Here is a 13,076-nt window from a genome sequence, read left to right on the forward strand (position 1 = left end):
GCGGCTAGGGCGTCATCCGCGTCATTTCGCCGTTGCGGATCAGGTCCTGGATGGTGGCGTCGAACGAGCGCTGCAGCGCCGGGGCGTCCTTCAGCGCGCGGCTGAATTCGAAATGCAGGCCGGTGGGCGTGTTGCCGGGCAAGGCGGCGCGGCGGATGGCGGAAGCGTTGAACAAGTCGCGCAGCTCCGCGTCGTGCGCGGACAGGCTGTCTATCACTTCGCTGACTTCGATGAACAGGTCGCAGCGGCCTTCGATGACTTTGACGATGGCGCTGCGCTCGTTTTTCGAGCCGGTGTCCTGATGCTCGGGCGCGATGCCGAAAGCGTCGAGGCGGCTGCCCAGCAGCCCGCAGACGGTGTAGCGCCTGAGGTCGGCCAGCGTGCGCAGCGGCGCGGCTTCGGGATGGCGTTTGGCCGAATAGAAATAGAGCAGGTGGACGGAAGCGAAAGCCTGGGTGGCGCGGAAGCGCCGCGGGTCCAGCTCCCGGGTCGGCACGCCGATGGCGATGTCGCGCTGGCCGTAGGCCACCGTCTCCCGGCAGCGGCGCCAGGGCAGCCGCTCCACCACTGCCGGTTCGCGGCCGGCGCGCCGCAGCGCCCGCTGCAGCACATTGATGGCGAGGCCGGTGCTTTGCGCGCCTTCGGCGAAGCCGGAGGTCAGCACGAAGGGTGGGAAGTCGATGTCGGAGGCGCAAGCGCGCAACGGCGCGCCATGCGCGGCGGCGGCGGCAAGCGCCAGCCACGCGGCCAGGCGCCAAGCCCGGACGCGCCTGCCTTGCCAGCCCGCGAGTGTGAACCCCATCCGCCTTGTCCCCGATGGTAAAGCCGCTTCGCCGCGGCGACAGCGCGCGTCAGCGCGGCAGGGAAAAGCGCTGTCCGCTCCCGTGCCGGCCGGCGTCCGGTATTGCAGTCTTCTACTTGTGTAGTTCATGCGCCGGCGCGCGGCAAAGGCGGCGGACTCAGCGCGTGCGTTGCTGCGCGGCTTCCAGCTCTTCCCAGCGCGCCAGCTTCTCCAGCAGCAGCTCGTCGATTTCCTCGATGCGCTGCTGCCAGGCCACGGCTTCGCGCGGGGTGTCGCGGTAGCAGTTCGGGTCGAGCAGGCGCTGGTTCAGCTCGGCCTGTTCCGCCTCCAGCGCGCTGATCTGGTCAGGCAAGGCCGCCAGTTCGCGTCCCTCGTTGTAGGACAGCTTGCCGCGCGCGGCCTTGGGCTTGTCCTGGCGCGCCGGCGCGGCGGCAGCGGCCGGCGCGGCTTCCTTGGGCTTGTCCGCCGCGCCCAGCGCCGCCATGCGCTGGCGGGTGTCCTGCCAGTCCTGATAGCCGCCCGGGTATTCTTCCAGCCGGCCCGAGCCTTCGAAGGCGATCACCTGGGTGACGACGTTGTCGAGGAAGGCGCGGTCGTGGCTGACCAGGAACACGGTGCCGGAGTACTGGGCGATCACGTCTTCCAGCAACTCCAGCGTGTCGATGTCCAGGTCGTTGGTCGGCTCGTCCAGCACCAGCACATTGGCGGGGCGGGTGAACAGGCGCGCCAACAGCAGGCGGTTGCGCTCGCCGCCGGACAGCGACTTCACCGGGCTTCTGGCGCGCTGCGGCGAGAACAGGAAGTCTTCCAGATAGCTCATCACGTGCTTTTTGGCGCCGCCGATCTCGACGAAGTCGTTGCCCTGGCTGATGACATCGGCCACGCTCATGTCTTCGTCCAGCTGTTCGCGGAACTGGTCGAAATAGGCGATCTCCAGTTTGGAGCCCTGTTTCACCACGCCGGCGTCGGGCTGCAGCTCGCCCAGGATCAGCTTCAGCAACGTGGTCTTGCCGGCGCCGTTCGGCCCGATCAGGCCGATCTTGTCGCCGCGCAGGATGCGGCTGGTGAAATCGCGGATCAGCTGTTTATCGCCGAAGCCCTTGCTGACATGCTCCAGTTCGGCCACCAGCTTGCCGGAGCGCTCGCCGGCGTCCAGCTGGAAATTCACCTGGCCCACGCGCTCGCGGCGCGAGGAGCGTTCGCGGCGGATGGCCTCCAGCCGGCGCACGCGGCCTTCGTTGCGGGTGCGGCGCGCCTCGATGCCCTTGCGTATCCACACTTCTTCCTGGGCGTGGAATTTGTCGAAGATGCGGTTCTGCTCTTCTTCTACCGCCATCTCTTCGGCCTTGCGCGTCTGGTAGGCGCTGAAACTGCCCGGATAGCTGCGCAGCAGGCCGCGGTCCAGCTCGACGATGCGGCTGGCGACGTTGTCGAGGAAGCGGCGGTCGTGGGTGATCAAGAGCACGCTGCCGGCGAAGTTCTTGATCAGGCCCTCCAGCCATTCGATGGCGGCCACATCCAGGTGGTTGGTCGGCTCGTCCAGCAGCAGCACGTCGGGCTTGGACGCCAGCGCGCGCGCCAGCGCCACCCGCTTTTTCCAGCCACCGGACAGCGCGCCGATGCGCACGTCGGGATTCAAGTCCAGGTGGCTGAGCACCGAGCTGATCAGCGCGTCGAACTGCCAGCCGTCTCGCGCTTCCAGTTGCTGCTGGATGCTTTCCATCCGCGCCAGCGCCTGTTCGTGGTCGGCGTCCGCCTGCGTCAGCTGGTGGGTGATGTGGTGGTAGTCGGTGAGCAGCGCCTTCAGGTCGCCCAGGCCTTCGGCCACCGCCTCGAACACGGTATGCTCAAGGTTGAATTCCGGCTCCTGCGGCACATAGGCCACCTTGACGTCGCCTTTGATGTTGATGCGGCCGTCGTCCAGCTGCACTGCGCCGGCGATGCCCTTGAGCAAGGAGGATTTGCCGGCGCCGTTGCGGCCGATCAGGCCGATGACTTCGCCGGGCTCCAGCGAAAAGTCGACATTGTCCAGCAGCGCGTGGTGTCCGAAAGCCAGGCAAGCTTTCTCGACGGTGATGAGGGCCATGTTTATGTGTCTAGCGATAAGGAAAAACGGCGCATAGTGTAACACGGGCATGCGGCGGCAAACCCTGCAGGCAAACGGGTCGCCTAGCCGCGGGCGGACTGATACAATGCGCGCCAAATCGTTTTGCCCAGAAAGGCCGCACCATGTACTTCGTCGATCGCGCCGTCGCCGTCATCAAACCCAAGCAACCGTTCCTGGACTGGCTGAACCAGCTGCCGGACACCGACATGATCGATCTGACGCTGGACAGCCTGCGCAGCGACTGCACCGCCATCCTGCTGCCGGAATTCGTCGAGCCGGAAGAGGGCGTCGCCCATATCGACGAAATCAGCGAGCAGCTGTTCAAGATGGAGCTCGCCTCCTGGGACGAGGACGAGGCGAAATGGCCGAAAGACCTGTCGCTGAAGGCTTTCTGGGAATGGTTCGACGTGGAGATCCATTCGATGGTGATGGACAGCGTCGACGCCGACATCACCAACCACCCGGCCAACGACCTGTAACACCCGGCATGCGAGACCGGCCGCTGCTGCAACCGTTCGCCGTCGCCATGCGGCCGTCGCAGCTGTGGCTGGCGCTGGTGCTGGCGAGCTGGCTGGCCTACGCGCTGCTGCTGTCGCGCTATCTGCCGCCGGCTTATCTGCTCAGCCTGCCGGCGGCGGGCTATTTCGCCTGGCGCGCCCTGCGCGCCGGAGGCTGGCGGCGGAACGGCGCCTGGCAGCGGCTGGAGGTTGACCCCCAGGGCCGCCTCAGCCTATGCGCGGCCGCCGAGAGCCGGGAGGCGCAGGTGCTGGACGATTGCTTCGTCACGCCGCTGCTGACGGTGCTCAACCTGCGGCTGGAGGGCCGCCGCGTCAGCCTGATGCTGTGGCCGGACTCGGCCGATGCCGAATCGCGCCGCCAGCTCAGGGTATACCTGCTGTGGTTCCATCCGCCGCAGCCATCAGATACAACGGAAACCACACCATGACCGCAAGAAAGACACTGGACGACTGGCTGCGCTGGCAGGAAGGGCTGCACCTCAGCGCCGTCGACATGGGGCTCGCCCGGGTGGAAAAGGTGCGCCAGGCCATGGATCTTGCGCCGAATTGCCCGGTGATCATGGTGGCCGGCACCAACGGCAAGGGTTCTACCTGCGCGATGCTGTCCAGCATATTCCGCGCCGCGGGATTCAAGGTGGGCACTTACACTTCGCCGCACATCTTGCGCTACAACGAGCGCATCGCCATCAATCTGCAGCCGGCCAGCGACGAGCGCATCGTCGCCAGCTTCGCGGCGATAGACGCCGCCCGCGGCGAGACTTCGCTGACGTATTTCGAATTCGGCACGCTGGCGGCGGTGCATAGCTTCATCGCCGAGAAGGTGGATGTGATCATCCTGGAAGTGGGGCTGGGCGGCCGCCTGGATGCGGTCAATATCTTCGAGCCTGCCGTATCCGTGGTGGTCAGCGTCGACCTGGACCACCAGGCGATACTGGGAAACAACCGCGAGGACATCGGCTTCGAGAAGGCTGGCATCTACCGGGCGGGCAAGCCCGCCATCTGCGCCGACCCCAATCCGCCGCAGCGGCTGCTGGACCATGCCGCCGCCATCGGCGCCGATCTCAAGCTGTACGACCGCGACTTCGGCTTTACCCGCATAGACAATCAATGGTCGTTCCGCTGCGGCGGCCATCAGCGCCACGCGCTGCCCATCCCCGCCTTGCGCGGGGCTTACCAGATGGTAAACGCCTGCGCGGCGCTGGCGGCGCTGGATGCGCTGAAGGAGACGCTGCCGGTGGGCATCGGCGCGATCAAGCAGGGCCTGGTGGAGGTGGAGTGGCCCGGGCGTTTCCAGGTGCTGCCGGGGCGGCCGGCGGTGGTGCTGGATGTCGGCCACAATCCGCACGCGGTCAAGGCGATGCTGGCGGCGCTGCGGCAGCTGCCTTACGCGGAAACCCGCTACGCGGTGTTCTCCATGCTGGCGGACAAGGATCTGGCCGCGGTGGCGGAATTGGCGCGCGGCGAATTCGACCACTGGCTGACGGCGGGGCTGGACATGCCGCGCGGCCAAAGCGGCGAAACCATCGCCGCGGCGCTGCGCCAGTCGGGTCTCGCCAATGTCGAAAGCTTCGGCTCTGTGGCGGATGCGTGGTCTGCCGCCTTATCTCGGGCCGGCGACAATGATAGAATCGTCGTTTTCGGATCTTTCCACACCGTCGCCGAGGTGATGGAAGCCCGGCGTCACCCGGTTTGAGGAATGCATGGCACTGTCCAGCCACGATGAACTGATACTGCTGCGCAAGCGCGCCCGCCGCCGTCTGGTCGGCGCGCTGGTGCTGGTTTCGATTGCCACCGTCGTACTGTGGAATGTAGTGGGCCATCTGCCGGAACAGCAGATGAAGCCCGAATCGATTGAAATCATGGGCGCGGCCTCCGCCCCGGTGCCTGCCTCGGCGCCGCTGGGGAGCAAGCATGCCGCGTCGGGCTCGGCGGCCGAAGCGGCGGCTGCGCCGGCCACCGAGCTGCCGGCCAATCTGTCCACCATCACCGCGCCGCTGCCGGCGGAAAAAGAAACAGTGAAGCCCCAAGCGGCGCCGGCGAAGCCGGCCGTCGCCCAGGCGGCGGAGCCCAAGCCTAGGGAAGCGAAGGCCGAAGCCAAGCCCAAGACCGAGCCCAAAGCGGAGAGCAAGCCGCGCAAGGCCGACCCGGCCGCCATTCTGGAAGGCCGCTTCGATCCCGAGCCGCGCCCGGCCAAGGCCGAAACTCACGGCAAATCCATCATCCAGCTGGCGGCGCTGTCCGACCCGGCCAAAGTGGACGCGCTGCGCGCCAAATTGTCCGGCATAGGCGTCAGCGCCCACTTCTCCAAGGTGGAAACCAGCAAGGGCGAAGTGACCCGCGTGCGCGTCGGCCCGTTCGCGAGCCAGGCGGAAGCGCAGAGCACGCTGCAGAAGCTGGCGAAGTCCGGCATCAACGGCATCATCATTAACAAGTAGCCGCCATGACTGTGTTCGACTATATCGCTATTGCCGTCATCGGCGGCTCGGTGCTGGTGGCGCTGATGCGCGGGCTGATCGCCGAAGTGCTGTCGCTGGGCTCCTGGCTGATCGCCTTCTGGTGCGCCAAGCAGTTTTCGCCGCTGGCGGCGGGCTTTCTGCCGGAAAGCCTGCCCGGCGAGGGCATTCGGCTGGTGGCCGGCTTCGTGCTGGTGTTTTTCCTGGTGTGGCTGGCCAGCGCGCTGCTGCGCGTCACCCTCACCGGTTTGCTGGACAGCGTGGGCCTGGGCCTGATCAACCGCCTGCTGGGCGGCGTGTTCGGCTTCGCCCGCGGCGTGGTGCTGGTGACGGCGCTGGTATTGATAGGCGGCTTGAGCAGTTTGCCGCAGAAACCGATGTGGAGGAATGCGGTGCTCTCGGTGCCATTCGAATCATTGGCCTTGTCATTAAGGCCATGGTTGCCGCCGATACTGGCGGACAACCTCCACTACACCACCGGCCAGGCGCCGGATAGTTAAGGTGAATAAGGCGGAATCTCTTGATATCTTCACTTCAAGATTCCGCCTTTTTCTTTGTCTTGTCTGTTTTCAGGTAGTTGGGAAGAGAGCTTAAAGATGTGTGGAATTCTAGGCGTGGTCGGTCAATCCCCGGTCAATCAGCTGCTGTACGATGGCCTGCAGGTGCTGCAGCATCGCGGGCAGGACGCTGCCGGCATCGTGACCGCCAATGGCAAGACCTTTCACATGCACAAGGGCAGCGGCATGGTGCGGGACGTGTTCCGCACCCGCAATATGCGCTCGCTGCTGGGCGCGGCAGGCATCGCCCACGTGCGCTATCCGACTGCGGGTTCGGCCTCCTGCCTGGCCGAGGCGCAGCCGTTCTACGTCAATTCGCCGTTCGGCATCGTGCTGGCGCATAACGGCAACCTGACCAATACCGAAGAGCTGAAAGCGGACATGTTCCGCCACGACCTGCGCCACATCAACACCAACTCCGATTCGGAAGTGCTGCTGAACGTGTTCGCGCATGAGCTGGCGCAGCGGGTCAAGGGCCACGACCTGAGCGTGGACGCGGTGTTCGGCGCCATCGAGGCGGTGCACCGCCGGGTGCGAGGCGCCTACGCGGTGGTGGCGATGATCGCCGGCTACGGCCTGGTGGCCTTCCGCGACCCCAACGGCATCCGCCCGCTGGTGATAGGCGTCAACGACAGCCTGCCCAAGACCGAATACATGCTGGCGTCCGAGTCGGTGGCGCTGGACTGCTCCGGCTTCACGCTGCTGCGCGACGTGCAGCCGGGCGAGGGCGTGTTCATCAGCTTCGACGGCGAATTCCACTCCCGCCCCTGCGCCAAGCACACCCGCCACGCGCCCTGCCTGTTCGAGTACGTGTATTTCGCCCGCCCGGACTCGGTGATAGACGGCGTGTCGGTGTACCAGTCGCGGCTGAACATGGGCGAGACGCTGGCGGAGAAGATCCGCCGCGACCTGCCGGAGCTGGACATCGACGTGGTGATCCCGATTCCCGACTCCAGCCGCCAGAGCGCGTTGCAGCTGGCCAACGCGTTGGGCCTGCCGTATCGCGAGGGCTTCATCAAGAACCGCTACATCGGCCGCACCTTCATCATGCCCGGCCAGGCGGTGCGCAAGAAGTCGGTGCGCCAGAAGCTGAACCCGGTGCCGCTGGAATTCGCCGGCCGCAACGTGCTGCTGGTGGATGACTCCATCGTGCGCGGCACCACCTCCAAGGAAATCGTGCAGATGGCGCGCGATTCCGGCGCCAGGAAGGTGTACTTCGCCTCGGCCGCGCCGGCGGTGCGCTTCCCCAACGTCTACGGCATCGACATGCCCACCCGCGCCGAGCTGCTGGCCACCGGCCGCGACGAGGCGGAGATCGCCCGCGAAATCGGCGCCGACGCGGTGATCTACCAGGACCTAGAAGCCTTGAAGGACGCGGTGCGCAGCGCCAATCGCGAGCTGCACGACTTCGAAAGCTCCTGCTTCGACGGCGAATACATCACCGGCGACATCACCGCCGCCTATCTGGACGCCATCGAATGCGCGCGGCTGGACCTGAAGCAGCAGGACCAGGCGGGCAGCGAGCAAATGATAGACCTGAACCTGAACGTGGCGGAGCAGAACCTGATCTGACCCTCGCCATTGGGCTATACCTCGGTGGGGGATCCCCGCCATGGGCGGCCGAAGCGCTCTCCCGGCCGGGAGCGGGCTTCGGCCGCTGTCTTTTGGGAAAGGGCCAATGTCGAGAATCGCGCTGGCGGGCTTGCTGTTCGCATTGTGCTGCGGGACGCCGGCGCGCGCCGCCCCGGCGCTGGAGCTGGTCACGCTGCAGTACCCGCCGTACCAGTATCAGGAAAACGGCGAGGTGAAGGGGTTCGCGGCCGATCTGGTGCGCGAGGCTTTCCGCAGACTGAATCTGGCGGTCCATATCAGCGTCTACCCCTGGGGGCGCTCCATCGCCATGGTGACGGACGGACGCGCCGACGCCATCTTCACGCTGTACCGCACGCCGGAACGGGAAGCGCTGCTCGATTATTCCAATGAGACGCTGGCGCAGCAGGAGGTGTCGCTGTTCGTGCGCAAGGATTCGCCCATTTCGTCCGGCGGTCGCCTGGATGCGTTGTCCGCTTACCGTTTCGGCGTGGTGCGCGCCGTCAGCTATGGCGTGGTTTTCGACCAGGCGGTGAAGAGCGGCCAGATCAAAGTGGGCGAAGTCGCCGCCAGCGGCGAGCAGAACATGGACATGCTGCTGGCGCAGCGCTTCGACATCCTGGTCAGCAACCGGCTGGGCGCGCGCGATATCTTGCGCCGTCGCCACGAGGAGGCCCTGGTGCGCGAACTGTCGCCGCCGCTGGAGGCCATTCCCAGCTATATGGCTTTCGCGCGCAAGCGCAGCCTCGCCGGGCTGCGCCAGCGTTTCGACGCCGCGCTGGCGGCGATGAAGCGGGACGGCAGCTACGCGCGCCTGAGCGCCGCGCCTTGACACCGTCAACGCCGACATCTTAAGTGAAACGATCTAGCGCGTCAGCCGATGGCGAATTTCCGCCAGAAGCGGCGGCACACGATCGGCCGAGGGCTGTCGCGCGCGATTCACAATACAGTCGGGAGCATGGCCAGCATGCCAAACCGCAATCGTTTTCTGATCGCCTACCTCATACTTTGCGCGCTGGCGGCGCTGGCGCTGGTTTGGCTGTCGCCCTGGCTGGGCTGGCTGATGGCCGGCAGCGGCGGCGCGGCGGCTTGCTTGCTGGCGGGCAAGCAGGAGTCTCCCATTTCGCCGCGAGAGGAGCCTGCCTCTGCCAGCCATGCCGGCCAGGGGCCTGCCGATGAGAATCTCGCCTTGCTGGAGGCGGTGATACAACGCTGGATGGGCAATCTGCAACTGGTGCTGGAGCAGTCCACCTCCGGCAGCAACCAAGTGGCCGCCACCTTGAGCGCCATCGCAGGCAGCCTGCATGCCACCATCGAGGCTTCGCGCTCGGCCGCCACCGATATCGGCGCCGACAGCCTGGATAAGATGGTGAGCGACGCCGGCATGCGCAGCCGGGAAATTTCCCACGTGCTGTCGGAAATCGTCAGCCATCGCCAGTTGCTGATAGACGAAGTGTCCAAGCTCACCACTTTTTCCGTGGAGCTGCGCGCCATGGCCGAAGAAGTGGGCAATATCTCCAATCAGACCAATCTGCTGGCGCTGAACGCCAGCATCGAAGCCGCGCGCGTCGGCGAATTCGGCCGCGGCTTCGCGGTGGTGGCCGACGAGGTGCGCAAGCTGTCGCAGCAATCGGCGCAAACCGGCATCAAGATGTCGGAAAAGGTGGAAACCATCAACGCCGCGCTGGAGCAGACCCGGCAATCCACCACCAGCCTGGGCGCCCAGGATGCTGACAAGGGCAATGGCGCGCTGGGCTTGCTGGACGCCTCGGTGCAGGACTTCAGCGCCGCCGCCGGCCGGCTGGCCGAAATCAACCAGAAAATGCAGAGCGACGGCTCGCAGGTGGAGCGCGAACTGAACGCCTCGCTGGTCGCGCTGCAATACCAGGACCGGGTCAGCCAGATCATCCAGCATGTCGCCAGCGACCTGGAGCGCATGCTTGAGCACCTGCGCCAGACGCGCGAGGCGCGCAAAACCGGCTGCGAGCCGCCCGCCATCAGCAGCCAGGAATGGATGAAGCGGCTGGAGTCGACCTATACCACGCTGGAGCAGGCGGCGCTGCATCAGGGCGCCGGCGCCAAGGCGCAGGCCTCGCAAGGCGACGTGGACTTTTTCTGATCCGACCAGGACAGCGGGGCTGTCCGCCACCCGGAGGTGTCAATGGGCAAATCCATCCTGATAGTCGACGACGCGGCCAGCATCCGCGCCACGGTGAGCATCGCGCTGAAGGGGGCCGGCTACGAGGTGATAGAGGCTTGCGACGGCAACGACGCGCTGGCCAAGCTGAACGGCGTTCGCGTCAATCTGATCATCTCCGACGTCAATATGCCCGGCATGGACGGCATCACCTTGCTCAAGCGGCTGAAGGAAGGCGCCGCCACCCGTTTCCTGCCGGTGATCATGCTGACCACCGAAGGCAGCGACGACAAGAAGATGCAGGGCAAGGAGGCCGGGGCCAAAGCCTGGATCGTCAAGCCTTTCGACCCGCTCAAGCTGCTGGACGCGGTGTCCAAGCTGATCCAGCCATAAGCCGAAACCATCATGCCGATTCAAGTGACGCAGGATGGCGAGGCGATGCGGGCCGCAATCGACGGCGAATTGACCATCTTCACCGTCGAGACGCTGCAGGATGAGCTGCTTGGCCTGCTCAATCATCCAAGCGTGCGGATTGATCTGTCCACGGTGACGGAGCTGGACGGCTGCGGCGCCCAGTTGCTGTGCGTGCTGTTGGCCGAGGCGCGGCGGATGGAACGCGATGTCTCCATTGCCGGCAGCAACGCGCTGGTGGACGAGGTGGGCAATTGGCTTGGTTTCGCCGCCGAAACAGACGCCGCGCGGATGGAAGGGGCGGGGGAGGGGGAGCATGGATCTTAGCAAGGCCAAGGCGGTATTCTTCGAGGAATCGCGCGAGCTGTGCGACGGGCTGGAAACGGCGCTGCTCGACCCGGTGGCCTATCCGCCCAATGCCGAAACCTACAACCTGCTGTTCCGCACCGCGCATACCATCAAGGGGTCGGCCGGCATTTTCGGCCTGGACGCCTTGGTCCGCTTCGCCCACGTGGTGGAAAACGTGCTGGAAAGGCTGCGTTCGGGACAGGTGGCGCTGAGCGACGACCTGATCGGCCTGCTGCTGTCCTGCAATGACCATTTGCGCCGGCTGCTGGACAGCGCCTCGGTCAGCGACGATATGGCGCGCCAGGATCTGCCCGAAGGCGAGCCGCTGCTGCTCAGCCTGCGGCGCTATCAGGACGGCGAGGCGGTCGAAACCGACGCGCAGGCGGAGGGCGCTGCGCCGCCCGCAGCGGCCGCCAGCGAGTCCGTCGCGACGCAGACGCCTTATTGGCAGCTGTCGCTGCGCTTCCACGCCGACACCTTCCGCCACGGCTTCGATCCGCTGTCCTTTCTGCGCTATCTGGCCGGATGCGGCACCGTGCTGCAGGCGGAGCCGGTGTGGCGCAATTGGCCGCCGCTGCCGCTGTTCGACGCCACCGAGTGCTTCATGGGCCTGGATCTCAGCCTGGAGTCGGCGGAGAGCCCGGAGCGCATCGCGGGCACCTTCGAATTCATCGCCGAGGACAGCCTGATCGGCATCCTGCCGCCGCACGCCTCGCTGGCGGATTTCCTGGCCTTGGCGGAACGCCTGGGCGAGCCGCTGGACGAGCAGTTGGCGCGCTGGCTCAGGCGGGGAGCGCTGACCGAGGCCGAAGCCGCCCGCATTGAGCGCGGCGACCTGGGGCAGCCCGAGCCCGAATCCGAAACCGCCGCAGTTCTGGAAGGCCCCGCGCCGGCGTCAACGGCCGCGCAGCCGGCCGGCGGCGCGCCAAGCAAGCCCGGCCGCGGCGACGGCCAATACATCCGCATCGAGGCTGGCAAGCTGGACCGGTTGATCAACCGGGTGGGCGAGCTGGTGATCGCCTCGTCCGGCACCAAGCTGATCGCCCAGGCGCGCGGCGATGCCGAGCTGCTGGAATCGGTGGCGGTGATCAACACCCTGGTGGAAAGCATACGCGACGACGCGCTGACCCTGCGCATGGTGCCGGTGGACGAAATCTTCAGCCGCTTCCCGCGCATGGTGCGCGAAGTGTCCAAGCAGCTGGGCAAGACCATCCACCTGGAAATCAAGGGCGGCGACACCGAAATCGACAAATCGATGGTGGAAAAGCTGACCGACCCGCTGATGCACATCGTCCGCAACGCGGTGGACCACGGCCTGGAGTCGGCGGACAAGCGCCTGGCCGCCGGCAAGCCGGCAGAGGGCACTGTCACGCTGAATGCCTACCACGACGCCGGCTCGGTGGTGGTGGAGGTGAAGGACGACGGCGGCGGCATCAACCGCGAAAAGGTGCTGGCCAAGGCAGTGGAGCGCGGCCTGGTCGCCGAGGGCCGGGTTCTGAGCGACCAGGAAACCCTGCAGCTGATCTTCCTGCCCGGCTTTTCCACCGCCGAAGCGGTGAGCGACCTGTCCGGCCGAGGCGTCGGCATGGACGTGGTGAAGCGCAATATCGAATCGCTGCGCGGCGAGATAGAGATTCAGTCGCAGCCGGGGCTGGGCTCCACCTTCCGGCTGCGGCTGCCGCTGACGCTGGCCATCATCGACGGCTTCCGGGTGGAAGTGAACGAATCGGCGCTGGTGATGCCGCTGGACATGATGATCGAATGCGTGGACATGCCGCCCGGCGCGATGAGCCAGCGCGCGCGCCAGGTTAACCTGCGCGGCGACTGGCTGCCCTTCGTCTCCCTGCGCGAGCTGTTCGGCCTGCCGCCATCGGGCCAGCCGGAATACATCGTGATCGTCCATTACGGCGAGCACCGCGCCGGCATCGTGGTGGACCGGCTGATGGGTGAAGTGCAGGCGGTGATCAAGCCCTTGGGCGAGATCTTCAAATCGCTGCGCGGCATCAGCGGCTCCACCATCCTGGGCAACGGCAAGCCGGCGCTGGTGCTGGACATTCCGCAGTTGATCCATCACGCCTGCCGGCGCGAACGCCGGTTGATAAAACAGGGCACGGAAGCGGCGACGCACTGGGATTAGAGCTTGAATGTTCTAA

The 13,076-nt window shown here is 66.1% G+C and carries 13 protein-coding genes; 11 read left to right on the forward strand and 2 right to left on the reverse strand.

Annotated elements, in window-relative coordinates; genetic code table 11:
* Positions 1–4 precede the first annotated feature (4 nt).
* Together U6115_RS12700 and U6115_RS12705 are read right to left on the reverse strand one after the other, a co-directional pair.
* The gene (locus U6115_RS12700) at positions 5–802 is read right to left on the reverse strand and encodes a substrate-binding periplasmic protein (RefSeq protein WP_043572250.1); all 798 of its coding nucleotides are present in this window, start codon (positions 800–802) and stop codon (positions 5–7) included.
* A 157-nt stretch (positions 803–959) separates the two neighbouring features.
* Positions 960–2,888 carry an ATP-binding cassette domain-containing protein gene (locus U6115_RS12705; RefSeq protein WP_043572248.1) on the reverse strand — a complete coding sequence of 643 codons (1,929 nt, stop codon included), beginning with the start codon at positions 2,886–2,888 and terminating at the stop codon, positions 960–962.
* Positions 2,889–3,031: 143 nt separating this feature from the next.
* Between U6115_RS12705 and U6115_RS12710 the strand changes: the two genes are divergently transcribed.
* The 11 genes from U6115_RS12710 to U6115_RS12760 all read left to right on the forward strand — a co-directional run bounded on the left by U6115_RS12710 (position 3,032) and on the right by U6115_RS12760 (position 13,060).
* On the forward strand, positions 3,032–3,388 hold the full coding sequence (locus U6115_RS12710) for a hypothetical protein (RefSeq protein WP_043572246.1): 357 nt from the start codon (positions 3,032–3,034) through the stop codon (positions 3,386–3,388).
* 8 nt (positions 3,389–3,396) lie between these two features.
* Positions 3,397–3,855: a protein YgfX gene (locus U6115_RS12715; protein WP_043572243.1), complete on the forward strand. Its 459-nt coding sequence runs from the start codon at positions 3,397–3,399 to the stop codon at positions 3,853–3,855.
* On the forward strand, positions 3,852–5,120 hold the full coding sequence (folC, locus tag U6115_RS12720) for a bifunctional tetrahydrofolate synthase/dihydrofolate synthase (protein ID WP_043572240.1): 1,269 nt from the start codon (positions 3,852–3,854) through the stop codon (positions 5,118–5,120). Before U6115_RS12715 ends, folC begins: the two co-directional genes overlap by 4 nt.
* Positions 5,121–5,127: 7 nt before the next feature.
* A complete protein-coding gene (locus U6115_RS12725) occupies positions 5,128–5,862 on the forward strand; it encodes an SPOR domain-containing protein (protein ID WP_043572238.1) in 735 nt (244 codons plus the stop codon).
* A gap of 5 nt (positions 5,863–5,867) precedes the next feature.
* On the forward strand, positions 5,868–6,380 hold the full coding sequence (locus U6115_RS12730) for a CvpA family protein (RefSeq protein ID WP_043572236.1): 513 nt from the start codon (positions 5,868–5,870) through the stop codon (positions 6,378–6,380).
* A gap of 96 nt (positions 6,381–6,476) precedes the next feature.
* Entirely contained in the window at positions 6,477–8,009 is a 1,533-nt protein-coding gene (gene purF / locus U6115_RS12735; protein WP_043572233.1) for an amidophosphoribosyltransferase, read from the forward strand.
* 106 nt (positions 8,010–8,115) lie between these two features.
* On the forward strand, positions 8,116–8,859 hold the full coding sequence (locus tag U6115_RS12740) for a substrate-binding periplasmic protein (RefSeq protein ID WP_043572231.1): 744 nt from the start codon (positions 8,116–8,118) through the stop codon (positions 8,857–8,859).
* A gap of 135 nt (positions 8,860–8,994) precedes the next feature.
* Positions 8,995–10,146: a methyl-accepting chemotaxis protein gene (locus tag U6115_RS12745; protein WP_160310639.1), complete on the forward strand. Its 1,152-nt coding sequence runs from the start codon at positions 8,995–8,997 to the stop codon at positions 10,144–10,146.
* A gap of 42 nt (positions 10,147–10,188) precedes the next feature.
* Positions 10,189–10,557 (forward strand): response regulator, encoded by a 369-nt coding sequence (locus U6115_RS12750; RefSeq protein ID WP_043572226.1) that lies wholly within the window; start codon positions 10,189–10,191, stop codon positions 10,555–10,557.
* 12 nt (positions 10,558–10,569) lie between these two features.
* Positions 10,570–10,902 (forward strand): STAS domain-containing protein, encoded by a 333-nt coding sequence (locus U6115_RS12755; protein WP_052257911.1) that lies wholly within the window; start codon positions 10,570–10,572, stop codon positions 10,900–10,902.
* Positions 10,892–13,060 (forward strand): chemotaxis protein CheA, encoded by a 2,169-nt coding sequence (locus U6115_RS12760; RefSeq protein WP_043572223.1) that lies wholly within the window; start codon positions 10,892–10,894, stop codon positions 13,058–13,060. The genes U6115_RS12755 and U6115_RS12760 overlap by 11 nt, the downstream gene beginning before the upstream one ends.
* Positions 13,061–13,076 lie beyond the last annotated feature (16 nt).

This window comes from Chromobacterium subtsugae (assembly GCF_035919665.1).
GTDB lineage: Bacteria > Pseudomonadota > Gammaproteobacteria > Burkholderiales > Chromobacteriaceae > Chromobacterium > Chromobacterium subtsugae.